Here is a 25,523-nt window from a genome sequence, read left to right on the forward strand (position 1 = left end):
GCTTCGCCAGTGCGGATGTGCGGGTGTGAGCGCTCTCACGTTGACATCCGCACTGGCGAAGCGCCGGCGGCGCGGGCCGAGAGCGCATCTGGGCCGACATCCGCACTGGTGAAGCGCCGGCGGCGTGGGCCGAGAGCGTATCTGGGCCGACATCCGCACTGGCGAAGCACCGGCGGCGAAGCGCCCTACGCCAGCGACTGCGCGCCGATGACCGACAGCAGGCGGAGCTTCTCGGCGCTCTCCGACCCGGGCGTCGCGGTGTAGACCAGCAGCAGGTGCGACTGCTCGGGGTCGACGAGGCGCTGGCACTGGAGCTCGAGCGCGCCGACCTCGGGGTGCACGAACCGCTTGACATCGCGCGGGCGGATGCCGATCTCGTGCCGCTCCCACACCTCGCGGAACTCGGCGCTCTCGGCGAGCAGCAGGTCGGCGTACCGTGCCGCCCGCGATGACGGACCGCGCAGGGCCGCCATCTCGCGCAGGCCCGACGCGTACATGCGCGACAGGAAGTCGTGCTCCTCCGGGGCGTAGAGCGCGCGGCCCTCCGGGGCGGCGAACCAGCGGTAGCCGATGCTGCGGAAGGGCCCCGCGTGCGCGGTGAGGTCGCCCGTCAGCGCGACGCCGGTCGGCGTCTGGCGAAGCGTCTCGCCGAGTTCGGTGACGATCTCCGCGGGGGTGTCGGTCAGCCGGTCGAGGATGCGCACGAGGCCCGGACTGACGTGTTCGCTCGAGCCGCCGCGTTCCGGCGCCTGCTGGCCGGCGAGGCGGAAGAGGTGATCGCGCTCGTCGAGCGTGAGCCGCAGCCCCTGTGCGATCGCCGCGAGCATCGACGGGGATGGCTGCGGCCCCCGCTCCTGCTCGAGCCGCGCGTAGTAGTCGGTCGACATGTGGCAGAGCGCGGCGACCTCCTCGCGGCGCAGGCCGCTCGTGCGACGCCGTGGGCCGCGGGTCAGGCCGACGTCCTCCGGCTGCAGCGCCTCGCGCCGGATGCGGAGGAATTCCGCCAGCGCGCCGCGGTCGATCGTCGTCATGCCCCCATCTCACACGACCCGGCGGCGTCGTGCCACGGATCAGGAGTCCCTGGATGAGCGGCCGCCATCCGGCGAAGCTCTACGGAGACACGACAGCCGAGCAGAGGAGTACGCCATGACACGCCGACCGATCGACATCACCGTGCCCGACCTGACCGGCCGCCGCGCCGTCGTCACGGGCGCGAGCGACGGGATGGGCCTGCGCATCGCCGAGCGCCTCGCGGCGGCGGGAGCCGAGGTCGTCATGCCCGTGCGCAACCCGGCGAAGGGTGAGGCCGCGACCGAGGCCATCCGCTCGCGCCACCCCGAGGCGCGCGTATCGCTGCGCACGCTCGACCTGTCGTCGCTCGCGTCGGTCGCGGCGCTCGGCGCGGCGCTCCGTGCGGAGGGCGACCCCGTGCACATCCTCGTCAACAACGCGGGCGTCATGACGCCCCCGAACCGGCAGACGACGACGGACGGCTTCGAGCTGCAGTTCGGCACGAACCACCTCGGGCACGTCGCGCTCGTCGCGCAGCTGCTTCCGCTGCTGAAGGATGGCCGGGGCCATGTCACGTCGCAGGTGAGCGTCGCGGCGCGTCGCGGCGCGATCAACTGGGATGACCTGCAGTGGGAACGGGCGTACGACGGCCAGCGGGCCTACTCGCAGTCGAAGATCGCCCTGGGTCTCTTCGGGCTCGAGCTCGACCGCCGCAGCAGCGCGGCCGGATGGGGCGTCACCAGCAACCTGTCGCACCCCGGCGTCGCGCCGACGAACCTCCTCGCGGCGCGCCCGGAGATCGGGCGCAGCGGCGACACGGTCGGCGTGCGGATCATCCGGGCGCTGTCGGCCAGGGGAATCCTGCTCGGCACCGTCGAGAGCGCAGGGCTGCCGGCGCTTCTCGCGGCGACGTCGCGCGGCGAGTTCTACGGCCCGAGCGGCCCGGGGCACCTCGGCGGGGCTCCGGCCGAGCAGGAGCTTTACCGTCCGCTCCGCAGCGAGACCGAGGCCGCCCGCGTCTGGGACGTCTCGGCGCAGCTCGCCGGGGCCTCCTTCAGCTGAGGTCGTCGGGCGGGCTTTCCTCCAGGGACGGCTTTCCCTCTCGGAGGGCTTCGCCTCCCCGGGAGGGCTTCGCCCCCCCCCCCCCCCCCCCGGGGTGGCAGTTTCCGTCCTGTATTGGCGGCTACGGGCCGCGAACTGCGACCCGAGCGGGAGGTTCCCTCCTCGGGGTGGCAGTTTCCGTCCTGAAATGGCCGTTTGGGGCCGCGAACTGCGACCCGGGCGGGAGGTCCTTCCCTCGGGGTGGCAGTTTCCGTCCTGAAATGGCCGTTTGGGGCCGCGAATTGCGACCCGGGCGGGAGGTCCCCTCCCCGGGGTGGCAGTTTCCGTCCTGAAATGGCCGGTACGGGCCGGGAACTGCCACCCGGGCGGTTGACGCACCGGAGTCAGCGGCCGAAGAGGTCGCCGAGGCCGAAGTCCGACGCGATGTCTCCGAGCCCCTGAGTGAACTCACCGGCCTCCGACGCGAGCCCGCTCGCACCCTCGGCGAGTCCGCCGGCTCCCTCCGCGATCGACGACACGTCGATGCCCTCCGCGAGCGCCTCGAAGTCGACGCCCGCGCCGAGGGCGCTGCCGATGATCTCGGAGCCGATGCTCGTGAGGATGGCCCCGCCAGCGACGGCCGCGAGCACGCCTCCGACCGCGGCTCCGCCGGCGAGCAGACCGCCCGCTGCTCCGACACCGCGCGTGCGAGCAAGCAGCCCGCGCAGCCGTCCGGGCTGTGCGGCCTCGGTGCGGGCGGCGACGCGGGCGAGCTCGGGGGCGTCGTACGAGCGCGGCTGCTCGTAGGGCGGCAGCTCGGTGCGCATCCGCTCGGCGATCTGCGCGCGCTGCTCGGGCGAGAGGCGCGCGAACGCGTCGCGGTGCACCTGCTCGATCTGGTCGGGGCGCGCCGTCTGAAGGAGGTAGTCGTAGCGGGCGATCGCGGCGCGATCCTCGGCCGAGCCGGACGCGGCGCGAGAGGGATGGCCGTTGGCCGGCGGAGGAGTGAGCCCCGTCGGACGCGGCGTCGTCTGCGCGGATCCGGGCTGGGCGTAGCCCTGCTGCCCGTTGGTGCGCTGGTCGTCGCCGAGGAGCGACTCGACGGCGCCGCGCGCCTTGGCCATCCAGTCGTTCTGCGACGTTCCACGCGACGACGAGGAGGACGAAGACGACGAGTCCATCGCCTTCTTCGCGAGGTTGATGATCGAGTTGAGCTTGCCCATGACGGCACCCTTCGGAAGGGTCGGCGAGGCCGACGGTTCCAAAGTCTCCTTCACTCCGAATCGGAGCCGGCGGCCCGGAACTCGATGACGAGTCCGTATTGACGGGCCGGCCGCTGCGGAAGTACTCCCTCTGTGGGCCCGAATCTAGCGGCGGAGTCTATGCGCGAGCCGAGAGCGGATGGCCGCCCCCGGCCCGCGCAGTCACGGCTGGTTCAGCGGGAGATCTTCATCGTCGACCACTCGAAGCCGCCGATGTAGTCGTCGCCGAAGAGGTTCCAGAGGTAGTAGCAGCCCTGGATGTCGGTGACCTGGCGGCCTGCAGCGCGCGCCGCGGTCATCTGGGACTGCAGGCGTTCGGCGCACTGGTTCACCGTCGCTCCCGACACCTGGGTGAATCCTGTCGCGGCGGAGGCGGCGGGGGCGACGGCGACACCGCCTCCGAGAAGGAGCAGGGTGGCGGCGGCGACGGAGCCGATCCTCGTTCCGGTCTTCATCTTCTCGTCTCCCTTCGGCGGCAGATCCTGCCGCGTGGGTTCGACGCTAGGCCGGTCATCCCGGCGACGTGAACGGGTTGAGGTACCCATGCCGATGTGGCAGGGGCCGACCGGGCTCGCGTTCGCCGGGACCGTCCCCTACCGGACGAGCAGCGAGAAGATGGCGGCGCCGCCGCCCGTCGCGATGAGCGCGATGAGCGCCACCCACGCCGTGATGCGCACGCGCTGGGCGCGACGGCTCGAGTAGATCTCGAGGTCGTCGTCGTCCGAGGCGGTCATCAGGCGACGGGCTCCGCGATCGTCGCGCCGAAGCGGGCGGGGAGCGTCGAGGTCGACAGCTCGCGCAGCTCCGAGACGGGGATCGTGAAGACGTCCTGCACTTCGAGGGCCGGCTCGGTGTCGGTGACGCCGATGCGGGCGACCGTGTAGCCGCGCCCCTCGCAGAGGCCGCGGAACTTCACGTCCTCCTCGCGGGGCACGGTGACGAGCACGCGGCCGGTCGACTCGCTGAAGAGGGCCGTCGCGGCGTCGACGCCGTCGCGCTCGATGATCTCCGACAGCCACACGCGGGCGCCGACGCCGAAGCGCAGCACGCCCTCGGCGAGGGCCTGGCCGAGGCCGCCCTCCGACAGGTCGTGGGCCGATGAGATGAGCCACTCGTCGCGGGCGGCGGCGATGAGGCCGGCGAGGCGCTTCTCGCCCTCGAGGTCGACCGCCGGGGGGCGGCCGCCGAGGTGGCTGTGCACGACCTCGGCCCATGCGGAGCCCGAGAGCTCCTCCTTCGTGACGCCGAGGAGGTAGATGTTCTCGCCCGCGTCCTGCCATCCGCTCGGGATGCGGCGCGCGACGTCGTCGACGATGCCCAGCACGCCCACGACGGGGGTCGGGTGGATGGGGGTGTCGCCGGTCTGGTTGTAGAACGAGACGTTGCCGCCCGTGACAGGCACGCCGAGCGCGAGGCAGGCATCCGACAGGCCGTCGACGGCCTGCGAGAACTGCCACATGACCTCGGGGTTCTCGGGGCTGCCGAAGTTGAGGCAGTCGGTGACGGCGGTCGGCGTCGCGCCGGTGACGGCGACGTTGCGGTACGCCTCGGCGAGGGCGAGCTGCGCACCCGCGTAGGGGTCGAGCTGGCAGTAGCGGCCGTTGGCGTCGGTGGCGATGGAGAAGCCGAGGCCCGACTCCTCGTCGACGCGGATCATGCCGGCGTCGTCGGGGAAGGACAGGGCCGTGTTGCCGAGCACGTAGTAGTCGTACTGGTTGGTGATCCATGAGGTGTCGGCGAGGTTGGGGCTCGCGACGAGCTGCGTGAACTGCTCGCGGATGGCCGCGGGCTCGGTCGGGCGGGGGAGGGCCTCCGCGGCGTCGGCCTGCAGGGCGTCGATCCACGTCGGGTAGGCGACGGGGCGCTCGTAGACGGGGCCGTCGACGGCGACGGTCGAGGGGTCGACGTCGACGATCGTCTCGCCGTCCCACGTGATGACGAGTCGGCCATCCCCCGTGACCTCGCCGAGGACGCTCGTCTCGACATCCCACTTGGAGGTGACGGCGAGGAACGCGTCGAGCTTCTCGGGCGCGACGATCGCCATCATGCGCTCCTGCGACTCGCTCATGAGGATCTCCTCGGCGGTGAGCGAGGGGTCGCGCAGCAGGACGTTCGTCAGCTCGACCTTCATGCCCGATCCGCCGTTGGCGGCGAGCTCGCTCGTCGCGCACGAGATGCCGGCGGCGCCGAGATCCTGGATGGCCTCGACGAGGTCGCCCGAGTACAGCTCGAGGCAGCACTCGATGAGCACCTTCTCGGCGAAGGGGTCGCCCACCTGCACGGCGGGGCGCTTGGTGGGGCCGCCGTCGGCGAAGGTGTCGGAGGCGAGGATGGAGGCGCCGCCGATTCCGTCGCCACCCGTGCGGGCGCCGAAGAGCACGACCTTGTTGCCGGGGCCGGTGGCGTTGGCGAGCCGGATGTCCTCGTGGCGCAGCACGCCGACGGCGAGCGCGTTGACGAGCGGGTTGGCCTGGTAGACGGAGTCGAACACCGTCTCGCCGCCGATGTTCGGCAGGCCCAGGCAGTTGCCGTAGGAGGAGATGCCGGAGACGACGCCGTGCACGACGCGAGCCGTGTCGGGGTGGTCGATGGCGCCGAACCGCAGCTGGTCCATGACGGCGACGGGGCGCGCGCCCATGGAGATGATGTCGCGGACGATGCCGCCGACGCCCGTCGCCGCACCCTGGAAGGGCTCGATGTACGAGGGGTGGTTGTGCGACTCGACCTTGAAGGTGACGGCCCAGCCCTCGCCCACGTCGACGACGCCCGCGTTCTGGCCCATGCCGACCATGAGGCGCTCGCGCATCTCGTCGGACACCTTCTGGCCGAAGCGCTTGAGGTAGATCTTCGAGCTCTTGTAGGAGCAGTGCTCGCTCCACATCACGGAGTACATGGCGAGCTCGCCCGACGTGGGGCGGCGGCCGAGGATGGCCTTGATCTGCTCGTACTCGTCGGGCTTCAGACCCAGCGCGGGGTACGGCTGCTCCTTCTCGGGCGTGGCCACGGCGTTCTCGACGGTGTCGGCGACGTGGGCGTGCGGGGCAGCGGATGATGCGGGCGTGGTCACGCGGAAGCTCCTGAGGGGCGAGGGGGAGCGGACGAGGAGAGTCTACCGGGCGCGGGGTGGCGGGGCTGAGGGGGCGAGCTCGCCGCGCTCCCCCGCCCGCCTGCTACGTTCGCCCCATGCCCACCGCCGCCACACTCGAGGCCCTCCGCGCCTTCGTGCGCGAGCGCGACTGGGCGCAGTTCCACACCCCCGAGAACCTCGCGAAGAGCATCTCGATCGAGGCGGCCGAGCTGCTCGAGTGCTTCCAGTGGGATGCCGACGGCGACCCCGCAAGCGTCCGCGACGAGCTCGCCGATGTCCTGACCTACTGCCTCCTGCTCGCCGACCGCCTCGGCCTCGACGCGGACGGGATCGTGCTCGACAAGCTCGCGAAGACGCGCGAGAAGTACCCCGTCGACCGGGCGAAGGGGCGGAGCACGAAGTATGACGCCCTCTAGGATCGAGCGCCTCCCGTTCGCGCAGGACGAGATCCGCGACTGGTCGCGCCGTGACCGCGCCCACACCGACTGGCCCGTCGTCTACGTTCTCGACGGCGACCGAAGTCAGACGAAGCCGGCGGTGTACGTCGGCGAGACACTCAACGCCGCCGCCCGCATGCGCCAGCACCTCGCCAACGCGAGCAAGCGCGCGACCGGGCTCGAGACCATCCGGGTCGTCGTCGACGACCGCTTCAACAAGTCGGTGTGCCTCGATCTCGAATCGCACCTCATCCGCTGGCTCGCGGGAGACGGTCGCTTCACCGTCCTCAACGGCAACGAGGGCATCACCGACGCGTCGTACTACGACCGCGACGTCTACCGGGAGTCGTTCCGCGACGTCTTCGAGCAGCTGCGTGCCGACGGCGTCTTCGAGCGCACCATCCCCCAGATCGAGAACGGCGACCTCTTCAAGCTGTCGCCCTTCAAGGCGCTGACAAACGATCAGGCGGCCGCGGTCGAGGACATCCTCGAGGGGATCTTCGCCGACCTCGCGACCGGCGCCGAATCGACCGCCGTCGTGCAGGGCCATCCGGGAACCGGCAAGACGATCGTCGCGATCTTCCTCATGAAGCTGCTCGCCGACATCCGCGACCACGACGCCGACGACGAGGTGCAGCCCGACTCGGTCTTCGCCGACCTCTTCGTCCCCGAGCACCGCGCGCTCCTGCAGGGATTCCGGATGGCGCTCGTCGTCCCCCAGCAGTCGCTGCGGCTGTCGATCCAGCGCGTCTTCGCCAAGACGCCGAAGCTCCACCCGTCGATGGTCGTCTCGCCGTGGGACGTCGGCAGGTCGGCCGAGTCCTACGACCTGCTCGTCGTCGACGAGACCCACCGGCTCAACCAGCGCGCCAACCAGTCGTCGGGCGTGCTCAACCGCGACTTCGCGCGGATCAATGAGCGCCTCTTCGGCGCCGACGACCCGTCGAAGACCCAGCTCGACTGGATCACCGCGCGCAGCGCTCACCGCGTGCTGCTCGTCGACGGCGAGCAGAGCGTGCGTCCAGCCGACCTCCCCGCGACGATGCTCGCGGCGGAGGTGCGCGCCGCCGCCGCGCTCGGCCGCCGCTATCCGCTGCTCACCCAGATGCGCGTGAACGCCGGCACCGACTACGTCGACGCCATCCGCGGGATCCTGCGGGGCGAGGATGGCGCGCGCCTGACCGCGGACGCGCTCGGGGAGTACGAACTCCGGTTCTTCCAGGACCTCGGCGACATGCGCGAGGCCATCCGCCGCCGCGACGACGAGCACGGCCTGGCCCGTCTCGTCGCGGGGTACGCCTGGGACTGGCGCAGCCGCCGCGATCCTGCCGCGCATGACATCGAGCTCGACGGCGTGGCGCTGCGGTGGAACAGGACCGACAAGGACTGGATCAACGCGCCCGGCTCCCTCGACGAGGTCGGCTCCATCCACACCGTGCAGGGGTACGACCTCAACTACGCCGGCGTGATCATCGGGCCCGATCTCCGTCTCGACCCGGCGAGCGGACGGCTGCGCGTCGACCGCGATTCGTATCGCGACAAGAAGGGCAAGGAGAACAACCCCGCCCTCGGCATCGTCTACAGCGATGACGACCTGCTCCAGTACATCCGCAACATCTACGGCGTGCTCCTCACCCGGGGCATCCGCGGGACCTTCGTCTACGTCTGCGATCCCGCCCTGCGGGAGTGGATGCGGGAGAGGCTGACCGGCTGAGGCGTGGCGAGGTTTCACCATCGCTCGGCGCCGGCCGTCTCCGCGCGCAGGTCGGGGATGTCGAGCGCGGTCTCCCCTCGGAGGAGATGGGCGAGCTCATGGAAGAACGTGAAGAACTGACCCGCAAGGGAATCGTCGTGGGTGTTGACGAAGACGAGCGGCGCCATGGCATCGTGCAGCGCGAACCCGCGGAACTCGCTCCGCGCAAGCGGCCGGTGAGTGTTGTTGCCGACCATGCTCGCCCGAGCCCGGGATCGCGGGCATCGTCAACCGCGCGCAGGCCGATGCGGTGTCGGGCGCGCAGCCCCGCCCCGCACCCGCGGGCATGAGCTACGTCGTGCTGCAGGTCGTGCTCAAGGAGAAGTTCTCACAGAGCTCGAGCAGGTCATCAATCGGCAGGCCGCCCTGGGCTACCGCCTGCACACCATCACGACGTCGTCGGGAGGGAGCACCGGCTTCGGCGGCGGCGGCCGCATCCAGGCGACGATGGTGTTCGAGCGCCTCACCTGACGCCCGTCATCTCAACGTTCTGGTAACGACCGTGATGTACCGTGACATGAGCGCACGGCGGTTCGCGTGCGCGCGTGATCCCGGTGAAGGAGACCAGCAGTGGCAGAGGCAGCGCCCGCCCGCAAGGTGCAGTTCACCGTGCCGCCCGCCGACGTCACGGTGAACGAGTGGCTCGACTTCCAGTACTCGCCCTCGGAGTCGCTCCGCCGGCTCATCCGCGAGGCCGTCGCCCGAGAGGGCTTCGTCGACGTCGCGAACCGTCCCGTCCGTCCGCCCCGGAACCCCGTCTACGTCGCGCAGGACTTCCCGCCGGACAACGCGCTCACCGCCCCGCCCGTCTACGACGACGAGCCGGAGCCGGAGCCGGAGCTCGAGCCGGAGCCGGAGCCCGCTCCGACGGCGACGCGACGCTCGTCGACACGGTCGTCGGAGGCGAAGCCCGCGGCATCCTCGTCGTCGAAGCCCGCGGCCGCGAAGCCCTCCGCCTCGAAGCCATCGTCTCCGAAGACGCCGTCGGCGAAGCCGAAGGCCGCTGCGCCCTCCTCCGACGCGACATCGGCGTCGGCGACGATCGACGACATCCTCGGTCTCTGACCACCCCCGGAAACACCCCGACACGAAACGAAAGGCTCCCTATGAGCTCGGACACCATCCACCTCACCGGCGGCATCGATGTCGGCAACGGCTACGTCAAGGGCATGATCCTCAACACCGACACGGACGTGCGGGACCGGATCGACCTGCCCAGCGCGATCGTCGCCACGCCGCGCCAGTCGCCCAAGGTGCCGATCGAGGACGACGAGGCCGTCCAGGTGATGGACGACGCCGAGCAGGACTTCTACAACCGCCTTGACGCCTCCCTCTCGTCCCCGCTGGTGTCCGACAGCGACCGCCGCATCTTCGGCCGCTCGGCGCTCAGCGTGCGCGGATCGGTGTTCAGCGAGTTCGAGGTGCACGACGGCCACGCGAGCAAGGCCGACCAGCAGCTGAGCAAGATCCTCGTGCTCGGCGTCTTCGCCGCCAAGGCGCTGCGCGACTACGTGCGCGAGCACGGCTCCCTCCCCGACCACGAGCTGCGCGTGGAGGTCCGCGCCGGCCTCGCCCTCCCGATCAGCGAGTTCGTCGGCCGTCGCTACGGCTACGCGAGCGAGTACATCGGCTCGCAGGGCTCGGCCGTCCACCTCGTGACGATCAAGAACTTCAACACCCCCGTCAGCGTGCGCCTCGAGTTCGTCGACGTGCAGGTCGTCGCCGAGGGCGCCTCCGCGCAGTACGCGATCACAGAGAAGGGCGAGCCGCTCGCGAACGCGCTGCTCACCGACCTCCGATCGCGCGAGCAGGGCATCCTCCCCGACATCACGGGAGCCGACCTCGTCGCGGCCCAGAACACCGTCGGCGTGGACGTGGGCGAGGGCACCGTCAACTTCCCCGTCTTCACGGCCGGCCGGTTCAATGCCGAGGCCGCCTCGACGCTCGACATGGGCTACGGCACCATTCTCGAGAACGCCCTCGACCGCCAGGACGAGGCCGACCTGCGCTTCACGAGCCGCAAGCAGCTCGCCGACTTCCTGCAGACGAAGCCGACGGCGCTCCAGCGCGGGCGCCACCAGCGCGCGCACCGCCTGGTCGAGCCCGACGTCAAGCACCTCGTCGAGCAGATCCGCCGCGCGTTCGACGAGACGCTCAGCCAGTCGGGCGAGTCGACCGAGGTCGTGTACGTCTACGGCGGCGGCTCCGGCCCGATCAAGGACGAGCTCTACCCCGAGCTCATCAAGACCGCGGGCGACGTGCCCGTGCTCTACCTCGACGCCCGCTACTCGCGCCACCTCAACCGCGAGGGCCTCTTCCTCGCGGCCCGTGCCGCCGAGGAGGCCGCGAAGAACGCGGACAGCGACGACACGTCGAGCCGCAAGTCGCGCAAGCGCGCCAGCGTCTGACACCGCGTCGCCGGATCGACCGTCGGCCCCCGGATCCCCGATCCGGGGGCCGAAGGCGTCGGGGCCGGCGTTTCGTCTTGCGTCGCTCGCTCAACGGCCGGATGGGGACGGCTCGCGGCTGAGCCACCGCCCGAGCACGCCATCCGCCTCCTCCTGGTCCCCGCCCGCCCACGCCACGTGGCCGTCCGGGCGCAGCAGCACGGCGGGCGCGTCGATCTCGACGGACGGATCGGCGACGAGGTCGACCTCGGGCCATCCGGCGGTCGTGAGCCCCGCCGAGCGATCGAGCATCAGCCAGCGGCCAGCGTGCATCCGCTCGTAGAGTCGACCGTGTGACAACGGGAGGTCGCGCAGGCGCCGTCCGACGAGCGGATCGTCTGATCCGAAGTCGTAGCGGATGCCGATCGAGGTCACGCGCTCGGCGAGCAGCCGGCTGACGTCGTCGAACGCCATCAGCTCGGCGAACAGCCGACGCACCGCCTGAGGCCCCGGCTCGGGTGAGATGAGCACGCTCTGCGCGCGCGTGAGCGTCAGCACGCCCTCCGCGACCGGTCGCCGCTCGGCTCCGTAGGTGTCGAGGAGGCCGTCCGACGCGACGCCGCGGACGACCGCCGCGAGCTTCCAGCCGAGGTTGAACGCGTCCTGCATCCCGAGGTTCAGCCCCTGCCCGCCGAGGGGCGGGTGGATGTGCGCGGCGTCTCCCGCGAGCAGTGCGCGCCCGACGCGGTAGTGCTCCACGAGCCGCGTCGCATCCGTGAACCGCGTGAGCGAGATCGGCGAGTGCGCGCCGAAGTCGGTTCCCGCGACCTCGCGGAGCCGCGCGCGGAACTCGTCGAACGACGGCGCGATCGAGCGGTCCTCGGCGACGGATGCCGCGGGCACGACCGCGCGGACGTGCCCTTCGGGCGTCGGGCCGATCCCGAACCCGCGCTGCGTCGTCCGCACCTCCTCCGAGATACGGGCGACCTCGTCGGCCGGCGTCGTCACGTGGAGCTCGCCGAGCAGCCACTCCGTCGTCGCGGCGTCCCCCGGGAAGCCGACGCCCAGCGTGCGCCGCACGAAGCTCCGGCCGCCGTCGCAGCCGACGAGCCAGCCCGCCTCGAGACGCGAGCCGTCGGACAGCGCGACGGCGACGCCATCCGCCCCGTGCTCGACGCCGACCACCTCGACGCCGCGTCGGATGTCGGCGCCGAGCTCGGCGGCGCGCTCGGCGAGCAGGCGGTCGGTGACGGGCTGCGGGATGCCGAGGATGAACCCGTGCGCCGTGTCGAGCTCGATCGGCGAGCCCGGGATGCCGGCGAACGCGCCCGCGCCCGGATACCTCGTGCCGTGCGACAGGAAGCGCTCGAGCAGGCCGCGCTGATCGAGGATCTCGCTGCTGCGCGCATGGAGGCCGAGCGATCGCACGAGACGGGTCGGCTCGGCATCGCGCTCGAGCACGACGACCCGCACGTCGTGGAGCCGCAGCTCGGCCGCCAGCATCATCCCGGTCGGCCCGCCGCCGACGACGATCACATCGAAGAGATTCCCTGTCACGGCGGTCATTCTGGACCCGGTCGGGGGCCTTGCCGCAAGCCCCGGGGCGGGCGCTAGCCTGGAGAGGGGGTCAGTTCTGGCACGCGATCCCGTCGCCGTCGCGATCGAGGTCGTAGATGTCGGCGCCCACCACCGTCGCGGTCCCCTCGAAGTACGCGGGCCCGTCTCCGCTGCCGCCCGCGCAGTCCACATCCGCGGCGATGGGGACGCACCCGTCGGCGTAGTTGGGGTCGCAGCCCGTGGCGGCTTCCACGGGGGCTGGTTCAGGAGGCGCGACGTAGGTGCCGACGGTTGTGACCTCGGGTTGAGGCTCCACGGTGACTGCCTCGGAGAGGAGCTCCCGGCCCACCTCCTGACCGTCGACCTCGGTTATCCGATAGGTGAGACTGCGTTCGCCCGGCCGGCCGACGGCGGTCACGGAGGACTCCCCGTGGGGCCGCGTGCCATCCTCGACGGTCACCCGGTCGAAGGCGATCTCTTCCGTCACGATCTCCTCGCGCGTGATCGTGACCGGGGTCGGCGTCGCCTCGGGAGACGGGGAAGGAGTCTCCGGCGAGGGCGCTGCCGCATCGTCGGCCGCGCCGTCGTCGGCATTGCTCACGACCGTGGCCTCGACGGGCGGTCGGTCGGCCGCGCTCACACTGCCTCCGACGATGAGAGCTGCCGCAGCGAGCGTCGTGGCGACTGCGGCCGTCTTCCGCGACCGGAACGGCCGCGCTCTCGGCGTCGCTTTCGCGAGGGCGAGGATGCCCAGGATCAGGACCGCGACGGCCGCGAGGAGGAAGATCGGCCTCAGAGCGACCAGCGCGACGATCGCTCCGACGGTCGCGATCATCCACAGCACCGGTCGCGGTGTGCGTCCGAAGACAGGTCGTCTCTCGCGGCGCGGATGGTCCATGGGGCTCCTCCAGGGGGATGGCTCCCGCGCGAACTGCCCGGGTCGACCTGGGCAGTCTAACCGGAATAACGCTCACTGCTGCCGCAGCGCGGCCCGCTCCTTCCTCCGGCCGAACCGCGCGATGAAGAACAGGACGGTGCCGATGACGACGTAGGCGGCTGTCCCGAGCCAGACGACGCCGGTCTGCTGCGTGAGCAGCACGATGCTCGCGATGATCGCGAGCACGGGCACGATGCGGGGCACCGAGAAGTGGCGGTGCGCGACGCGGTCCTTCTTGAGGACGAGCACGCTGACGTTCGCGGAGAGGAAGACGAGCAGGAGCAGCAGCACTGTCGTGGAGGCCAGGGTGCCGATGTCGCCGACCATCGTGAGCGCCATCGTCGCACCCGCGACGACGAGGATCGACACCCACGGCGTGCGGCGCTTCGGCAGCACGCGGCCGAAGGCGCGCGGCAGCAGACCCGACTCGGCGAGCCCGTAGCCGACGCGGCTCGCCATCACCATGAACAGGAGCGCGCCGTTCGCGATCGCGACGAGCGCGATGAGGCTGAACAGCCATCCGGGCACGGCCAGCCCGCTCGCCGTGACGACCTCGAGCAGCGGGCCCGTCGAGGTCGCGAGCTCGGCGGGCGGCACGACGACGACAGCGCCGAGGGCGATGAGCAGGTAGATCACCGCCGCGGTCGCGATCGCGCCGAACAGGGCGCGCGGGTACGAGCGCGACGGGTCCTTCACCTCCTCTGCCATGTTCGCCGCCGCCTCGAACCCGAGGAATGAGAAGAACGCGACGATCGACGCGGCGAACGCGCCTTCGAGGGGAGGCACATCCGGCGCGAACTCGAAGATGCGCGAGGGATCGCCCTCGCCTCGCCCGAACACGATCGCGGCGAGCACGATGACGATGACGAGACCCGTCACCTCGATGACCGATGCGACGAGGTTGGCGCTCAGAGACTCCTTCACCCCGCGCAGGTTGATGAGGGTGAGGATGGCGATGAACGCGAGCGCCACCGGGATCGGGGGCACGTCCCACAGGGCGGCGAGGTAGTCGCCGGCGAAGGCGTTCGCGAGCGCCGCCGCGGTCGTGATGCCCGACGCCATCATGAGGAAGCCGACGAGGAACGACAGGTACGGGATGCCGAACGCGCGATCCACGTAGCGAGCCGCGCCGCCCGCGTGCGGGTACTTCGTGATGAGCTCGGCGTAGGTCCCGGCCGTCAGCAGCGCCACGACGAGCGCGATGACGAGCGGGAGCCAGATCACCCCGCCGACGTCGGTCGCCATCGTGCCGACGAGCGTGTAGATGCCGGCGCCGAGGGTGTCGCCGACGATGAACGCGAAGAGGAGCGGCGTGCCGAGGACGCGCTTGAGGCCCGGCCCGGCGGCGGTCTGCGGCGCTGCGAGATCGTTCGTCATCGCCCCACTCCACCGGCGGATGGCCGATCCGGGAATCCCCTGGCGCCCGCGCGGGATGTGTGTCAGGGCGCGGGGCGGCGCCCGTGCATGCGCGCCATCCCCCATCCCGCGCCGATCACCGCGAGGAAGGGGATGAGCCAGAGGAACAGATTCGACGGGATGCCGACGAGCGAGACGAGATCGGTGCGGCAGAAGGACTCGCCGTAGCCGGACGCCGCGTCGACGCACGTTCCCACGGTGCCCATCGGCGCGAGCACGATCGTGACGACAACGAGGGCGGCGATCGTCGTGAGGACGATCGCGCGGCGAGAGCGGATGGCAGCCAAGTCGGTCCCCTTCGTCCTGGATGCCCACGGTAGCGGTTCGCGGCCGGTCCCGACAGGAACCCGGGTACCGCCGGTTCGGTTCGCCGTCCGTTCGCCGCCCGTTCACCCGGCTCGGCCAGCCTGCTCGAGGCCCTGTGCGCGGTCCCAGCCGCGCCGTTCGATCGAGCCCGGAACCCGCCGGGCCGGGAAGGAACCCCCATGCCCTCCGTCCTCCGCCCCCGCGCGCTCGCGTGCGCCGCCCTCGTGCCGCTGCTGGCCATCCCTGCTGTCGCGACGCCGGCGGCGGCCGCCGGCAAGCCGGGCGACGACCTCGTCGACCGCTCGGCGATCGAGCCGCGCACGGCCGCCTACGGCACGTACGTCGACACCTACCGGCAGAACACGACCGACTACGCGACACCCGAGACGAACCCGGCGATCGGCGTGCTCTCCGAGATGCTCGACTACTTCACGCCAGGGCTCAGCTGGAACGACGGCACGATCCTCAACGCGCAGCTCCACGGCGCGAACATCGACACGGTCGTCTCGATCACGCAGAACCGCACCGCCGAGGAGGCAGACGCCGCCTACCTCGCCGATCGCCGCCACCAGAGCTACTCGATCATCGCGGGCCTCGGCGCGGACGCCGAGACGTTCGCCGCGCTCGCGAACGCGGGCACGACCATCCCCGACGAGGTACCCGCCGATGCGACGACGGTCGCGTACAGCGACGGCGGCAACGAGAACGGCGCCTGGGCCGACACGACGTCGGAGCTCGGCAGCGTGGTCCAGCTCGTCAACACCGTGCGCGGCAACTGGGCGACGTCGAACCGGGCCAAGGAGTACTACCAGTACATGCGCCCGTTCCGCTGGAGCGACGACGTGTCGATCGTTCCCGCCCTGCTGCCCGTGAAGAAGCCCGATACGCAGGCGCTGTCGGACGGCGGCTTCCCGAGCGGGCACACGAACGCCGCGTTCCTCGCGGGCATCGGGATGGCCGCGGCCGTTCCCGAGCACTACGACGACCTCATCCTGCAGGCCGCCGACCTCGGCTACAGCCGGGTCGAGGCCGGGATGCACTCGCCGCTCGACGTCATCGGCGGGCGCATCCTCGCCACCGCGATCGCGGCTGCGACGCTCGCAGACGACGAGAACGCCGCCCTCGTCGCCCAGGCGACGGCCGACGCCGACGCGCTGCTCGGGGCCGAGGTCGACCTCGACGCCGACCGCGATGCGTATCAGGCACGTCTGGCCGAGTACCTCGCGCAGACGACGTTCGGCCTTGAGCCCGTGGGCGACACGACGCTCGCTCCCGTCGTGCCCGAGGGGGCTGAAGCGCTCATCGAGGGTCGCTATCCCTACCTCTCCGACGAGCAGCTGCGCTGGGTGCTCTACTCGACCGAGCTCGAGTCGGGTCTGCCGGTCGTCGACGATGCCGAGGGCTGGGGCCGTCTCAACCTCTTCGCCGCCGCGAACGGCTTCGGCGCCTTCGACCGCGACGTCGAGGTCTCCCTCGACGGCTCGGCCGATGGCTACGGTGCGCAGGATGTGTGGCGCAACGACATCGACGGAAACGGATCGCTGACGCTGACGGGCAGCGGCTCGCTCACCCTCGCGGGCGAGAACGCGTTCACGGGCGGCGTTCGCGTGAAGGGCGGCGAGCTCGTCGCGACGACGGCCTCGGCTCTCGGCACGGCAGACGTCGAGCTGCAGGGGGGAACGCTCAGCGAGCAGGTCGACGGCACCCTCGCGATCGGCGCCGAGCTCTCGCTCAAGAAAGGTGCGACGCTCGAGCTGACCGTCGACGACCCTTCGGCTCCGGCCGTGACGGTCGACGAGAAGGCCAAGCTGCGCGGTGCGCTCGCGGTCGACCTCTCGGCGCTCGACGAGATCCCGTCGCGGCTGCCGCTCATCGAGGCGGCCAGCTTCCCGGGTGCGCTGCCCGCGCTCGAGGTCACGGGGCTCGAGCCCGGCCAGACGGCATCGCTGCGGGTGGACGGCGACGTGCTCACGCTCGTCGTCTCGGAGCGCAGCGGGCGCTGACGGCCTCGACGGCCGGGGGCGCTGCGTGCGCTCTCGGCCGTCAGGTGCTGCACCGTCGCGGGTGCGGGCCGCTGGCGGCGAGCCGTCTGTCGGATGGGTGGGGCGGGTGTGCGCGTGTCGTGCGCAGGCGGCGACATCCGCCCCATTGGTCGGGTTCGCGGCATGGACGGATGGCGTTGGTCGGTCGGCATCCCACGGCCGGGCCGGGCAGGAACTCGGATGGGTGGGGCGGGTGTGCGCGTGTCGTGCTCAGGAGGCGTCGCGTACACCACGGGTCCGATTCCCGGCACGGATCAGGCGGCGGGCACGGCACGGCGACGGACGGCGGGCGGGGTCCGAGCGCGCAGGCCTCAGAGCCCGGTGCCAGAGCGCCCAGGATCGGCGTTTCAGAGCCGGGTGCCGCCCGCTCGAACGACGTCGGCGGCCCCCGCCTGCCCGTGGACGGCGAGGCCTCGCAGCGCCCCGGCGACGAGCAGACCCTGGCCGATCGCGTATGCCGTCATGACGACGGGGTCGCTCCATGGCGGCAGCGCGTCGGGCAGGAAGAACCTTACGGCGAGCACCGAGTCGGTGAGCAGGAAGAACGCGCCGCCCACCGCCGCGACGGCGCCGCCGCGGGCAGACAGCACGGCCGTGCCGGCGAGCACGAGGCCGTACGCGGCGACCGCCGTCAGCATGCCCGCCGTATAGGGGCCGAGCACGACCATCATGCCGATCCACCACGCGAAGTAGACGAGGGTCCACAGCGGGATCCGCCCGCCGCGCGTCGCGAAGAGCACGATGTAGGCGACATGCGCGGCGCCGAAGAACGCGAGCATGAGCGGCAGCTCGGGCACCTGGGAGAACACGACCCCGACACCGTCGCCGAGCCACGAGAACGCGATCGCGGCCAGCAAGACGACCGTGACGAGCGCGTCTCGCCGTGCGACGGCCACGGGCACCGCCAGCAACGGCATGAGCAGCAGCTTGGTCGCGGGCGCGAACGGGCTGTCCAGCGCGAGCGCCGCGACGTGCACGACCGAGACGACGGCATAGGGCGCGAACGCCCAGGCGACCCTCCCCATGTGACGACCCTACGGCGCGATGACCCCCTACCGCAGCGCCTCCCGCGCGAACAGGCGCAAGTCGTCCGTCGCGGGCGCGTCCATCCGCACCCGCCATCCGAACAGGATGCCGAGCAGGTCCTCCGTCTGCCCCGCGACGCTCGTGATGTCGGCGCGGCTGAAGTCGCCGTCGGGGTGCCGCCATCCCACCATCTCGAGCCCGAACGCGATCGACCGCCACCGCTGCGCGGGCATCGTGCCGTCGGCGAAGGCGAGCAGCAGCAGCACGGCGGCGTCGACCTCGGCATCCTGCAGCTTGCGGTAGAGCCCTCGTGCCACGAGCCGCAGCACCCGTCGAGGATCGCCGACGGCCTTCTTCGCCTCCGCGGCCAGCCGCAGCCGCCCCTTCTGCACGCGGACGATGCCCATCCGCGTCGCCGTCTGCCGGAGGTTCGCCATCGGCGGCGTGAGATCCTCGCGGTTGCCCTTCCCGATCCAGCCCTCCAGCCAGCCGAGCTCCGTCATCCCCTCGAGCACCATCTGCGGCGGCAGCCAGCCCGCCGATGTCAGGTCGACGCCGTCGGTCCCGACCCGGTCGACGAGCCACGCGAACGGCCGCACGATGCGCGCCGCCGTCTCGGGCGACATCCCCGTCGGCGCGAGCACGCCCGTGCGGTGCAGGTGCTGGCGCAGCTCCATCCGCACGGGCGGCGGCAGCTCGCCCGCGTAGGCGACGAGCGGCGAGTCGAGCGCGACGTCGTCGGGCCCCCGCAGCGCGTCGACCGTCACGAGCCCCGACATGTCGGCGGGATGCGCCCCCGACCCGCCGGGATTGAACAGCAGGTTCAGCTCCGACTGCACCCCGAGGGGATCGAACGCCGCGGGGTCGACGGGGCTCCACGGGCCCACCGTCTCCTCCACCCACTCGCGGATCGACGCGTGATCGGGATGGCCGGGGTCGGCGAGCGCGGCACGGTTCGCGTCGTATCCGTGCGGACCGCCGCTGTCCTCCCACGGGGCGCGGTTCGCGCCGTCGCGCAGCAGAACGGGCGGATCGCCGGCGCCGGAGACCTCGCCCGGCACGATCTCGACACGGTGCTCCCACCCGTCCCCGAAGTCGTAGCGGTAGAGCAGGGGCGACTCCTCGATCGCACCCACGATCGTCCACGCGTCCTCGTCCAGGACATCGGGGTCGTCTCCCGTCGGGCGACCCCAGCGCAGGGGCTCCTTTCCCGCACCCGACTCCTCGCGCACGTCGTGCAGATGCGACTCGCGCCACCCCATGACGATCTGCAGGGCGCGGTGCAGCTGCCCGACGCTCAGCTGGCCGTCGATCTCGAACGTCCGCCACACCTCCGGCTCGACGTCGAGCAGGCTGACACGCAGGAGCAGGCGCTCGTCGGAGTCCATGACCTCGATCGTACGGACCCCCGCCGACTCGGGCCGGAAACGCGGCACCGCTAGCGTGAGGCCATGCGCACCATCGTCGTCCCCGGGATCGGCGGCTCCGGCCCCGACCACTGGCAGAGCCACTGGGAGCGCTCGCGCCCCGACCTCGTCCGCTTCGCCCCGACGTCGTGGGACGAGCCCGACCTCGACGACTGGCTGCTCGCCCTCGACCGCGCGTCGGACGGCAACGCCTCGCTGCTCATCGCCCACAGCCTCGGATGCCTCGCCGCCGTCGCGTGGGCACGGCGCCACCGCACGCTCGCCGCCGGACTCCTCCTCGTCGCGCCGCCCGACCCGGAGGGGCCGGCTTTCCCCGACGCCGCCGCATCGTTCCGCGCCATCGATCTGGACGGCTCGCTGCAGACCCCCACGCTCGTCGTCGCGAGCACCGACGACCCGTACGCGTCGCCCGCACGGTCGGCCTCGTTCGCCGCGGCGATCGGCGCGGGCTGGATCGACGTCGGCCCCCACGGGCACCTCAACGCGGAGAGCGGCCTCGGTGCATGGTCGCACGGTCGCGAGCTGCTGGAGGCGTTCAGCGCCGGCGCCCGGCTCCCGGGGTGACCTCCCCGCGCGCCGGTGTCGTCGCGCCGGTGTCAGCGCGCCGCCGCGAGGGCGTCGACGAGCGGGCGGGGGATCGCCCCTGGCCGCAGCGCCTCGACGAGGGCCCGCGCGTACCGGAGCTTGCGTCCGCCGATCGACCCCATGAAGCGGTGCAGCACCTCGTCGACGGGTCGTCCGCGGTGGAACGGCTGGCCGCGCAGCGCCCGCCATGCGGGCAGGTCGCCCTCCGCCGCGATCACGGCCAGCACCCCATCCGCCCCGAGCGCGCGGATCAGCTCGTCCTCGAGGTCGCGCTCACACGCGATCGCGGCGATCGGCGTCGTCGGCGCCCGTTCGATCGCGCGTGCGACGCGCGCCCGCTCGTCGCCGTCGAACAGCACGACGACCCGGTCGCCGGCGTGCGCCGCGAGGGCCTTCGCGAGGTTCGTGATGCCGTGCAGCACCTCGATGCGCGCGGGCGGCTCCTCGCCGCGGCGCGCCGCCGCCGCATGCAGGGCGGCGCGGTCGCTCTCGCCCTCCACGAGGATGACCGTGCGCCGCATGCGGGCACGCTAGCAGGGCGGTTGGCGCCCGTCACGGGACGGCACGTTCCGTCACGCGGCGACACGCGGGGCGGGAAGAACCGGCGCCCGCCTAGCGTTGCCTCCGAGGTCCTGCAGAACCCGAGACGGAAGGCGCCCATGACCACGGCCATCCCCGGCACCACGACCGACCCCGTCCTCGACAACCCGGCGTGGTCGTCGCTCACGGGCGCTCATGCGCGCTTCGCGATCGGGAACGACCTCGTCAAGCGGTACCCCGACGACGTCTCGCCCTTCACCGGCGTGCGCTCATGGGACGACCCCGACGTGTGGGACGCCGTCATCGAGGTGTTCGGCCACGGCGCCGAGGTCCCGATCTCGAACGCAGACCCCGCGCTGCCCGACGGATGGGTCGAGGTGCGTCGCGGCGCGGGCGTGCAGCTCGTCGAGACCGACCGCCTCGCGCCCGAGCCGTTCGACGAGGCCGTCGAGCTCGGCGCCGACGACGTCGAGGCGATGCTCGCGATCGTGTCGCGCAACCAGCCGGGTCCGTTCCTGCCGCGCACGCACGAGCTCGGCCGCTACGTCGGCGTCGTCCGCGACGGGCGCCTCGTCGCGATGGCCGGCGAGCGCCTGCACCCCGCAGGGTGGACCGAGATCAGCGCCGTCTCGACCGACGAGGCGTACCGCCGGCAGGGGCTCGCCTCGCGTCTCGTCCTCGACGTCGCCTTCCACATCCGCGAGCGCGGAGACCGCGCGCTCATGCACGCGTCCGCGGGCAACGTCAATGCCATCCGCGCCTACGAGAAGCTCGGGTTCCTCGTCCGCAAGGAGACGGCGTTCTTCGGGGTGCGCACGCCCTGACCGCGGCCTAGGATGACACCATCCGCTCCCTCGACGAGGAAGGAGCGCCATGTCGTCTCCGTGGCTCCGCAGCGAGAGCGCCCGGGTCTCGCGCCTGCTCGTCGAGCGCGCACACGACGAGCTCCTCGCGGGCAACGCCGCAGACCCGCGGCTCGCGCAGGTCCGTCCGCTCGTGCGGGAGTCGTGGCGTCGCTCGGTCGGCAGCCGCGTGCGCGCGGAGGCGCTGCCCGCCCTCGATCTGCGCGGCGACGCGCTCGACGCCTACCGTCGCGGCCATCCGCTCGCGGGAGCCCTCGAGTTGATCCGCGGTCTGCTGCTGCCCGGCGGAGGCGACGACTCCGGCGTGCTCGTCGCGGTGGGGGATGCCGCCGGCCGCCTCATGTGGGTCGAGGGCGACCGGGCCCTCCGCTCGCGGGCGGGCGACATGGGCTTCGCCGAGGGGGCGAACTGGGCCGAGGACCGCGTCGGCACGGCGGCTCCCGGAACGGCCCTCGCCCTCGGGCGATCGGTGCAGGTGCACGGCGCCGAGCATTTCAACCGGCTCGTCCAGCCGTGGTCGTGCACGGCGGCGCCCGTGCGCGATCCCGAGTCGGGACGGCTGCTCGGCGTCATCGACGTCACGGGAGGCGACGAGGCGGCCAGCCCGCAGGCGCAGCTGCTCGTCGACGCGACGGCGCGGGCCGTCGAGGGCGAGCTCCTCGTCGCACGGCTGCGCTCCCGCCAGGAGCCCGCGCACCGGAGCCGCAGGCCCGTGCCGCCGGCGACCCGCGCCATCCTCTCCGTGCTCGGGCGCGATCGCGCGCTGCTCGCGCTCGCGGGCGACGGCGGCGAGCGAGTCGTCGAGCTCGGCATGCGCCACGCCGAGATCGTCCTCATGCTCGCGACCCACCGTCAGGGGCTCGCCGCCGACCGCCTCGCCGAGCTCGTCTACGGCGACGCCGCGGCGGTCGGCACGCTCCGCCCGGAGATGGTGCGGTTGAGGCGCCTGCTCGAGAGGTCGGCGCCCGCACTCGTCCCCGACTCCCGCCCGTACCGGATGGCCGCGGTCGAGACCGACGTGCAGCAGGTGCAGTCGCTCCTCGACCGGGGAGCGCATCGCGTCGCGCTCGCCGCCTACCGCGGCGACGCGCTGCCCGACTCGACGGCGCCCGGCGTCGCGGAGCTGCGCGAGACCATCCGCACCTCGCTGCGCGAGGCCCTGCTCGCCGAGGCCGGAGTCGACGTTCTGCTCGCCTACGTCGACACCGACACAGGGGCCGACGACGTCGAGGCGCTGCGGCAGGTGCTGCGGATGCTCCCGCGCCGGTCGCCGCGTCGGGCGGGCGTCGTCGCGCGCCTCGATCGCCTCGCGTAGCGCGCAACCCGATGCAACCTGCCGCGACGTAGCGTGACGGCACACCGCGCGGGGCGCCCCGCCCCGCCTACGTCGCGCAGTCGAAGGAGACAGCAATGACCATCGTGGAAGAGGGCGTGTCGAGCGTCTACGCCGCACCGGGCCAGAAGGGGTCGGTCGCGACCTACCGCCCGCGATACGGGCACTACATCGGCGGCGAATTCGTCGAGCCCGTGAAGGGCGGCTACTTCGAGGACATCACCCCCGTGACCGGCAAGCCCTTCACGGAGGTGGGCCGCGGCACCGCAGAGGACATCGACCGCGCCGTCGAGGCAGCCTGGAAGGCGTTCGCCTCCTGGCGGCACACGAGCCCCGCCGAGCGCAGCGTCATCCTGAACCGCATAGCCGACCGCATCGAGCAGAACCTCGAGATGATCGCCGTCGCCGAGACGTGGGAGAACGGCAAGCCGGTGCGCGAGACGCTCGCCGCCGACATCCCCCTCGCCGTCGACCACTTCCGCTACTTCGCCGGCGTCCTGCGCGCGCAGGAGGGCGGCATCAGCCAGCTCGACGAGAACACCGTGGCCTACCACTTCCACGAGCCGCTCGGCGTCGTCGGCCAGATCATCCCGTGGAACTTCCCCATCCTCATGGCGGTGTGGAAGCTCGCCCCCGCTCTCGCGGCGGGCAACTGCGTCGTGCTGAAGCCGGCCGAGCAGACGCCGGCGTCGATCCTGCTGCTGTTCGACCTCATCGGCGACCTGCTCCCGGCCGGAGTCGTCAACATCGTGAACGGCTTCGGCATCGAGGCGGGTGCGCCGCTCGCGTCGCACCCGCGCATCCGCAAGGTCGCGTTCACGGGCGAGACGACGACGGGGCGTCTCATCATGCAGTACGCGTCGCAGAACCTCATCCCCGTCACGCTCGAACTCGGAGGCAAGAGCCCGAACATCTTCTTCGAGGACGTCGCCGCCGCGCAGGACCCTTTCTATGAGAAGGCGAAGGAGGGCTTCGCGATGTTCGCCCTCAATCAGGGCGAGGTGTGCACGTGTCCGTCGCGTGCGCTCATCCAGCGGTCGATCTACGACTCCTTCCTCGCCGACGGGCTCGACCGCGTGGGCCGCATCCGTCAGGGCAACCCGCTCGACCCCGAGACGACGATCGGAGCGCAGGCGTCGAACGACCAGCTCGAGAAGATCCTGTCCTACATCCGGATCGGCAGGGACGAGGGCGCGACCGTGCTCACGGGCGGCGAGCGCGTGGACCTCGGCGGCGATCTGAGCGAGGGCTACTACGTCGCCCCGACGGTGTTCGAAGGCGACAACAGCATGCGCATCTTCCAGGAGGAGATCTTCGGCCCCGTCGTCTCCGTGACGTCGTTCGCGACGTACGACGACGCCATCGCCACGGCCAACGACACGCTGTACGGCCTCGGCGCCGGCGTGTGGAGCCGTAGCGCCGACCTCTGCTACCGGGCGGGCCGCGCCATCGAGGCCGGCCGGGTGTGGACGAACACCTATCACCAGTACCCGGCGCACGCCGCGTTCGGCGGCTACAAGCAGTCGGGCATCGGGCGCGAGAACCACCTGCGCATGCTCGACCACTACCAGCAGACGAAGAACCTCCTCGTCTCGTACGCCGAAGGGCCCATGGGGTTCTTCTGATGTCGACGGAGCTCAGCAGGGTCGCGGTGACGGATGACGCCGCCGCGCTCCTGCGCACGCTCACGGCGCAGCACGGCCCGCTCATGTTCCACCAGTCGGGAGGGTGCTGCGACGGGTCGTCGCCCATGTGCTATCCCGTGGGGATGTTCCTCACGGGGCCGGGTGACGTCCTGCTGGGCGCTGTGGACGCGGGCCTCGACGACGCGATCGAGGTGTACATGTCGGCGGCCCAGTTCGAGTACTGGAAGCACACGCACCTCACCATCGACGTCGTGCCGGGCCGTGGGGGAGGGTTCAGCGTCGAGGCGCCCACGGGCATGCGCTTCCTCATCCGCTCGCGTCTGCTCACCCGGGAGGAGGCGGTGCGCTTCGGGCTCACGGCCCGGTGAGGCGGGGGTCGGCGTGGCCGCCGACCCCCGCCGGCGCGCTCAGGACGTCAGAGCCGGCGCGTCGCTGCCGTGCGTCACGGCCACCTTGCGCGGCTTGGCCTTCTCGCTGATGGGGATGATCACACTGAGCACCCCGTTCTCGTAACGGGCGGAGATCGCCTCGGTGTCGATCCCCTGACCGAGGTTGAGCTGCCGCAGGAACGAGCCGGACGCGCGCTCGTGCGTGATCCAGGAGACGCCCTCGTCGCCGCGGACGGTGCGCTCGGCGCGGATCGTGAGCACCTGGCCGTCCACGTCGATGTCGACGCTGCCGGGGTCGATGCCCGGCAGATCGGCGTTCAGGACGTAGTGGTCGCCGTCGCGGTAGAGGTCCATCGGCATGAGCCGCGGACCCTGACGGTCGAGCATCTGCTGGGCCACCCGGTCCAGCTCGCGGAACGGATCGAAGAACATCGCCATGATCGTCCTCCTTCTGTGTGGCGTTGTTCACCTACAGAA

Annotated in this window: 25 protein-coding genes; 11 read left to right on the plus strand and 14 right to left on the minus strand. The window is 71.8% G+C overall.

All coding sequences use genetic code 11. The annotated features are described in order from the left end of the window. Nucleotides 1-185: 185 nt before the first annotated feature. On the minus strand, nucleotides 186-1,031 hold the full coding sequence (locus ABD998_RS08775) for a helix-turn-helix transcriptional regulator (RefSeq protein ID WP_345438114.1): 846 nt from the start codon (nucleotides 1,029-1,031) through the stop codon (nucleotides 186-188). A gap of 115 nt (nucleotides 1,032-1,146) precedes the next feature. Here ABD998_RS08775 and ABD998_RS08780 point away from each other — a divergent pair, with 115 nt between their 5' ends. Continuing rightward, the gene (locus ABD998_RS08780; RefSeq protein ID WP_345438116.1) at nucleotides 1,147-2,073 is read left to right on the plus strand and encodes an SDR family oxidoreductase; all 927 of its coding nucleotides are present in this window, start codon (nucleotides 1,147-1,149) and stop codon (nucleotides 2,071-2,073) included. Between the two features lie 383 nt (nucleotides 2,074-2,456). Here the strand turns inward: ABD998_RS08780 and ABD998_RS08785 are convergent, their stop codons facing one another. The 4 genes from ABD998_RS08785 to purL all read right to left on the minus strand — a co-directional run bounded on the left by ABD998_RS08785 (nucleotide 2,457) and on the right by purL (nucleotide 6,381). After that, on the minus strand, nucleotides 2,457-3,275 hold the full coding sequence (locus ABD998_RS08785; RefSeq protein ID WP_345438117.1) for a cation-transporting ATPase: 819 nt from the start codon (nucleotides 3,273-3,275) through the stop codon (nucleotides 2,457-2,459). Nucleotides 3,276-3,487: 212 nt separating this feature from the next. Further along, nucleotides 3,488-3,769, minus strand: a complete 282-nt coding sequence (locus ABD998_RS08790) for a hypothetical protein (protein WP_345438119.1) — start codon at nucleotides 3,767-3,769, stop codon at nucleotides 3,488-3,490. A 138-nt stretch (nucleotides 3,770-3,907) separates the two neighbouring features. Beyond that, nucleotides 3,908-4,048, minus strand: coding sequence for a hypothetical protein (locus tag ABD998_RS08795; RefSeq protein ID WP_345438121.1), 141 nt, complete (start codon nucleotides 4,046-4,048; stop codon nucleotides 3,908-3,910). Then, nucleotides 4,048-6,381: a phosphoribosylformylglycinamidine synthase subunit PurL gene (gene purL, locus ABD998_RS08800; protein ID WP_345438123.1), complete on the minus strand. Its 2,334-nt coding sequence runs from the start codon at nucleotides 6,379-6,381 to the stop codon at nucleotides 4,048-4,050. Before purL ends, ABD998_RS08795 begins: the two co-directional genes overlap by 1 nt. Nucleotides 6,382-6,497: 116 nt before the next feature. Here purL and ABD998_RS08805 point away from each other — a divergent pair, with 116 nt between their 5' ends. Both ABD998_RS08805 and ABD998_RS08810 read left to right on the plus strand, forming a co-directional pair. After that, a complete protein-coding gene (locus ABD998_RS08805; RefSeq protein WP_345438125.1) occupies nucleotides 6,498-6,818 on the plus strand; it encodes a nucleotide pyrophosphohydrolase in 321 nt (106 codons plus the stop codon). Continuing rightward, nucleotides 6,805-8,553 carry a DNA/RNA helicase domain-containing protein gene (locus ABD998_RS08810; protein WP_345438127.1) on the plus strand — a complete coding sequence of 583 codons (1,749 nt, stop codon included), beginning with the start codon at nucleotides 6,805-6,807 and terminating at the stop codon, nucleotides 8,551-8,553. The genes ABD998_RS08805 and ABD998_RS08810 overlap by 14 nt, the downstream gene beginning before the upstream one ends. 14 nt (nucleotides 8,554-8,567) lie before the next feature. On the opposite strand, the gene ABD998_RS08815 is transcribed toward ABD998_RS08810, so the two are convergent. Next, nucleotides 8,568-8,789, minus strand: a complete 222-nt coding sequence (locus ABD998_RS08815; RefSeq protein ID WP_345438129.1) for an ImmA/IrrE family metallo-endopeptidase — start codon at nucleotides 8,787-8,789, stop codon at nucleotides 8,568-8,570. A 373-nt stretch (nucleotides 8,790-9,162) separates the two neighbouring features. On the opposite strand from ABD998_RS08815, the gene ABD998_RS08820 reads away from it, so the two are divergent. Together ABD998_RS08820 and ABD998_RS08825 are read left to right on the plus strand one after the other, a co-directional pair. After that, on the plus strand, nucleotides 9,163-9,657 hold the full coding sequence (locus ABD998_RS08820; RefSeq protein WP_345438131.1) for a hypothetical protein: 495 nt from the start codon (nucleotides 9,163-9,165) through the stop codon (nucleotides 9,655-9,657). Between the two features lie 41 nt (nucleotides 9,658-9,698). Further along, a complete protein-coding gene (locus ABD998_RS08825) occupies nucleotides 9,699-11,000 on the plus strand; it encodes a hypothetical protein (RefSeq protein WP_345438133.1) in 1,302 nt (433 codons plus the stop codon). A gap of 90 nt (nucleotides 11,001-11,090) precedes the next feature. Here the strand turns inward: ABD998_RS08825 and ABD998_RS08830 are convergent, their stop codons facing one another. The 4 genes from ABD998_RS08830 to ABD998_RS08845 all read right to left on the minus strand — a co-directional run bounded on the left by ABD998_RS08830 (nucleotide 11,091) and on the right by ABD998_RS08845 (nucleotide 15,176). Then, nucleotides 11,091-12,536 (minus strand): FAD-dependent monooxygenase, encoded by a 1,446-nt coding sequence (locus ABD998_RS08830; protein ID WP_345438135.1) that lies wholly within the window; start codon nucleotides 12,534-12,536, stop codon nucleotides 11,091-11,093. Between the two features lie 70 nt (nucleotides 12,537-12,606). Beyond that, nucleotides 12,607-13,434, minus strand: a complete 828-nt coding sequence (locus tag ABD998_RS08835; RefSeq protein WP_345438137.1) for a G5 domain-containing protein — start codon at nucleotides 13,432-13,434, stop codon at nucleotides 12,607-12,609. Between the two features lie 72 nt (nucleotides 13,435-13,506). Continuing rightward, entirely contained in the window at nucleotides 13,507-14,850 is a 1,344-nt protein-coding gene (locus ABD998_RS08840) for an APC family permease (protein WP_345438139.1), read from the minus strand. Nucleotides 14,851-14,912: 62 nt separating this feature from the next. Continuing rightward, nucleotides 14,913-15,176 (minus strand): cytochrome c-type biogenesis protein, encoded by a 264-nt coding sequence (locus ABD998_RS08845; RefSeq protein WP_345438141.1) that lies wholly within the window; start codon nucleotides 15,174-15,176, stop codon nucleotides 14,913-14,915. A gap of 198 nt (nucleotides 15,177-15,374) precedes the next feature. Between ABD998_RS08845 and ABD998_RS08850 the strand changes: the two genes are divergently transcribed. Continuing rightward, complete coding sequence (locus ABD998_RS08850; protein ID WP_345438143.1) at nucleotides 15,375-17,198, plus strand: phosphatase PAP2 family protein; 1,824 nt, start codon at nucleotides 15,375-15,377, stop codon at nucleotides 17,196-17,198. Nucleotides 17,199-17,584: 386 nt separating this feature from the next. On the opposite strand, the gene ABD998_RS08855 is transcribed toward ABD998_RS08850, so the two are convergent. Next, nucleotides 17,585-18,262, minus strand: a complete 678-nt coding sequence (locus ABD998_RS08855) for a lysoplasmalogenase family protein (RefSeq protein WP_345438145.1) — start codon at nucleotides 18,260-18,262, stop codon at nucleotides 17,585-17,587. A gap of 27 nt (nucleotides 18,263-18,289) precedes the next feature. Then, nucleotides 18,290-19,651 (minus strand): plasmid pRiA4b ORF-3 family protein, encoded by a 1,362-nt coding sequence (locus ABD998_RS08860; protein WP_345438147.1) that lies wholly within the window; start codon nucleotides 19,649-19,651, stop codon nucleotides 18,290-18,292. A gap of 63 nt (nucleotides 19,652-19,714) precedes the next feature. Here ABD998_RS08860 and ABD998_RS08865 point away from each other — a divergent pair, with 63 nt between their 5' ends. After that, nucleotides 19,715-20,254 carry an RBBP9/YdeN family alpha/beta hydrolase gene (locus ABD998_RS08865; protein WP_345438149.1) on the plus strand — a complete coding sequence of 180 codons (540 nt, stop codon included), beginning with the start codon at nucleotides 19,715-19,717 and terminating at the stop codon, nucleotides 20,252-20,254. 32 nt (nucleotides 20,255-20,286) lie between these two features. Here the strand turns inward: ABD998_RS08865 and ABD998_RS08870 are convergent, their stop codons facing one another. Further along, nucleotides 20,287-20,796, minus strand: a complete 510-nt coding sequence (locus tag ABD998_RS08870) for an ATP-dependent endonuclease (RefSeq protein WP_345438151.1) — start codon at nucleotides 20,794-20,796, stop codon at nucleotides 20,287-20,289. Between the two features lie 138 nt (nucleotides 20,797-20,934). Here ABD998_RS08870 and ABD998_RS08875 point away from each other — a divergent pair, with 138 nt between their 5' ends. The 4 genes from ABD998_RS08875 to ABD998_RS08890 all read left to right on the plus strand — a co-directional run bounded on the left by ABD998_RS08875 (nucleotide 20,935) and on the right by ABD998_RS08890 (nucleotide 25,025). After that, nucleotides 20,935-21,639, plus strand: a complete 705-nt coding sequence (locus ABD998_RS08875) for a GNAT family N-acetyltransferase (RefSeq protein WP_345438153.1) — start codon at nucleotides 20,935-20,937, stop codon at nucleotides 21,637-21,639. A 49-nt stretch (nucleotides 21,640-21,688) separates the two neighbouring features. Continuing rightward, a complete protein-coding gene (locus ABD998_RS08880) occupies nucleotides 21,689-22,993 on the plus strand; it encodes a GAF domain-containing protein (RefSeq protein ID WP_345438155.1) in 1,305 nt (434 codons plus the stop codon). Nucleotides 22,994-23,088: 95 nt separating this feature from the next. Beyond that, nucleotides 23,089-24,636: an acetaldehyde dehydrogenase ExaC gene (gene exaC / locus ABD998_RS08885; protein WP_345438157.1), complete on the plus strand. Its 1,548-nt coding sequence runs from the start codon at nucleotides 23,089-23,091 to the stop codon at nucleotides 24,634-24,636. Continuing rightward, on the plus strand, nucleotides 24,636-25,025 hold the full coding sequence (locus tag ABD998_RS08890; RefSeq protein ID WP_345438159.1) for a DUF779 domain-containing protein: 390 nt from the start codon (nucleotides 24,636-24,638) through the stop codon (nucleotides 25,023-25,025). Before exaC ends, ABD998_RS08890 begins: the two co-directional genes overlap by 1 nt. A 39-nt stretch (nucleotides 25,026-25,064) precedes the next feature. On the opposite strand, the gene ABD998_RS08895 is transcribed toward ABD998_RS08890, so the two are convergent. Continuing rightward, nucleotides 25,065-25,484, minus strand: a complete 420-nt coding sequence (locus tag ABD998_RS08895; protein WP_345438161.1) for an Hsp20/alpha crystallin family protein — start codon at nucleotides 25,482-25,484, stop codon at nucleotides 25,065-25,067. Nucleotides 25,485-25,523: the final 39 nt, after the last annotated feature.

This window comes from Microbacterium gilvum, assembly GCF_039543865.1.
In the GTDB taxonomy this organism is placed as follows: domain Bacteria; phylum Actinomycetota; class Actinomycetes; order Actinomycetales; family Microbacteriaceae; genus Microbacterium; species Microbacterium gilvum.

Bases quoted from the DNA above. Each gene is read 5' to 3' on its own strand.
- ABD998_RS08890 (WP_345438159.1), top strand. From the start codon at position 24,636: ATGTCGACGGAGCTCAGCAGGGTCGCGGTGACGGATGACGCCGCCGCG.
- exaC (WP_345438157.1), top strand. From the start codon at position 23,089: ATGACCATCGTGGAAGAGGGCGTGTCGAGCGTCTACGCCGCACCGGGC.
- ABD998_RS08825 (WP_345438133.1), top strand. From the start codon at position 9,699: ATGAGCTCGGACACCATCCACCTCACCGGCGGCATCGATGTCGGCAAC.
- ABD998_RS08835 (WP_345438137.1), bottom strand. From the start codon at position 13,434: ATGGACCATCCGCGCCGCGAGAGACGACCTGTCTTCGGACGCACACCG.
- ABD998_RS08850 (WP_345438143.1), top strand. From the start codon at position 15,375: ATGCCCTCCGTCCTCCGCCCCCGCGCGCTCGCGTGCGCCGCCCTCGTG.
- ABD998_RS08805 (WP_345438125.1), top strand. From the start codon at position 6,498: ATGCCCACCGCCGCCACACTCGAGGCCCTCCGCGCCTTCGTGCGCGAG.
- ABD998_RS08870 (WP_345438151.1), bottom strand. From the start codon at position 20,796: ATGCGGCGCACGGTCATCCTCGTGGAGGGCGAGAGCGACCGCGCCGCC.
- ABD998_RS08775 (WP_345438114.1), bottom strand. From the start codon at position 1,031: ATGACGACGATCGACCGCGGCGCGCTGGCGGAATTCCTCCGCATCCGG.
- ABD998_RS08860 (WP_345438147.1), bottom strand. From the start codon at position 19,651: ATGGACTCCGACGAGCGCCTGCTCCTGCGTGTCAGCCTGCTCGACGTC.
- ABD998_RS08785 (WP_345438117.1), bottom strand. From the start codon at position 3,275: ATGGGCAAGCTCAACTCGATCATCAACCTCGCGAAGAAGGCGATGGAC.
- ABD998_RS08840 (WP_345438139.1), bottom strand. From the start codon at position 14,850: ATGACGAACGATCTCGCAGCGCCGCAGACCGCCGCCGGGCCGGGCCTC.
- ABD998_RS08895 (WP_345438161.1), bottom strand. From the start codon at position 25,484: ATGGCGATGTTCTTCGATCCGTTCCGCGAGCTGGACCGGGTGGCCCAG.
- ABD998_RS08875 (WP_345438153.1), top strand. From the start codon at position 20,935: ATGACCACGGCCATCCCCGGCACCACGACCGACCCCGTCCTCGACAAC.
- ABD998_RS08795 (WP_345438121.1), bottom strand. From the start codon at position 4,048: ATGACCGCCTCGGACGACGACGACCTCGAGATCTACTCGAGCCGTCGC.
- ABD998_RS08880 (WP_345438155.1), top strand. From the start codon at position 21,689: ATGTCGTCTCCGTGGCTCCGCAGCGAGAGCGCCCGGGTCTCGCGCCTG.
- ABD998_RS08855 (WP_345438145.1), bottom strand. From the start codon at position 18,262: ATGGGGAGGGTCGCCTGGGCGTTCGCGCCCTATGCCGTCGTCTCGGTC.
- ABD998_RS08780 (WP_345438116.1), top strand. From the start codon at position 1,147: ATGACACGCCGACCGATCGACATCACCGTGCCCGACCTGACCGGCCGC.
- ABD998_RS08865 (WP_345438149.1), top strand. From the start codon at position 19,715: ATGCGCACCATCGTCGTCCCCGGGATCGGCGGCTCCGGCCCCGACCAC.
- ABD998_RS08790 (WP_345438119.1), bottom strand. From the start codon at position 3,769: ATGAAGACCGGAACGAGGATCGGCTCCGTCGCCGCCGCCACCCTGCTC.
- ABD998_RS08810 (WP_345438127.1), top strand. From the start codon at position 6,805: ATGACGCCCTCTAGGATCGAGCGCCTCCCGTTCGCGCAGGACGAGATC.
- ABD998_RS08815 (WP_345438129.1), bottom strand. From the start codon at position 8,789: ATGGTCGGCAACAACACTCACCGGCCGCTTGCGCGGAGCGAGTTCCGC.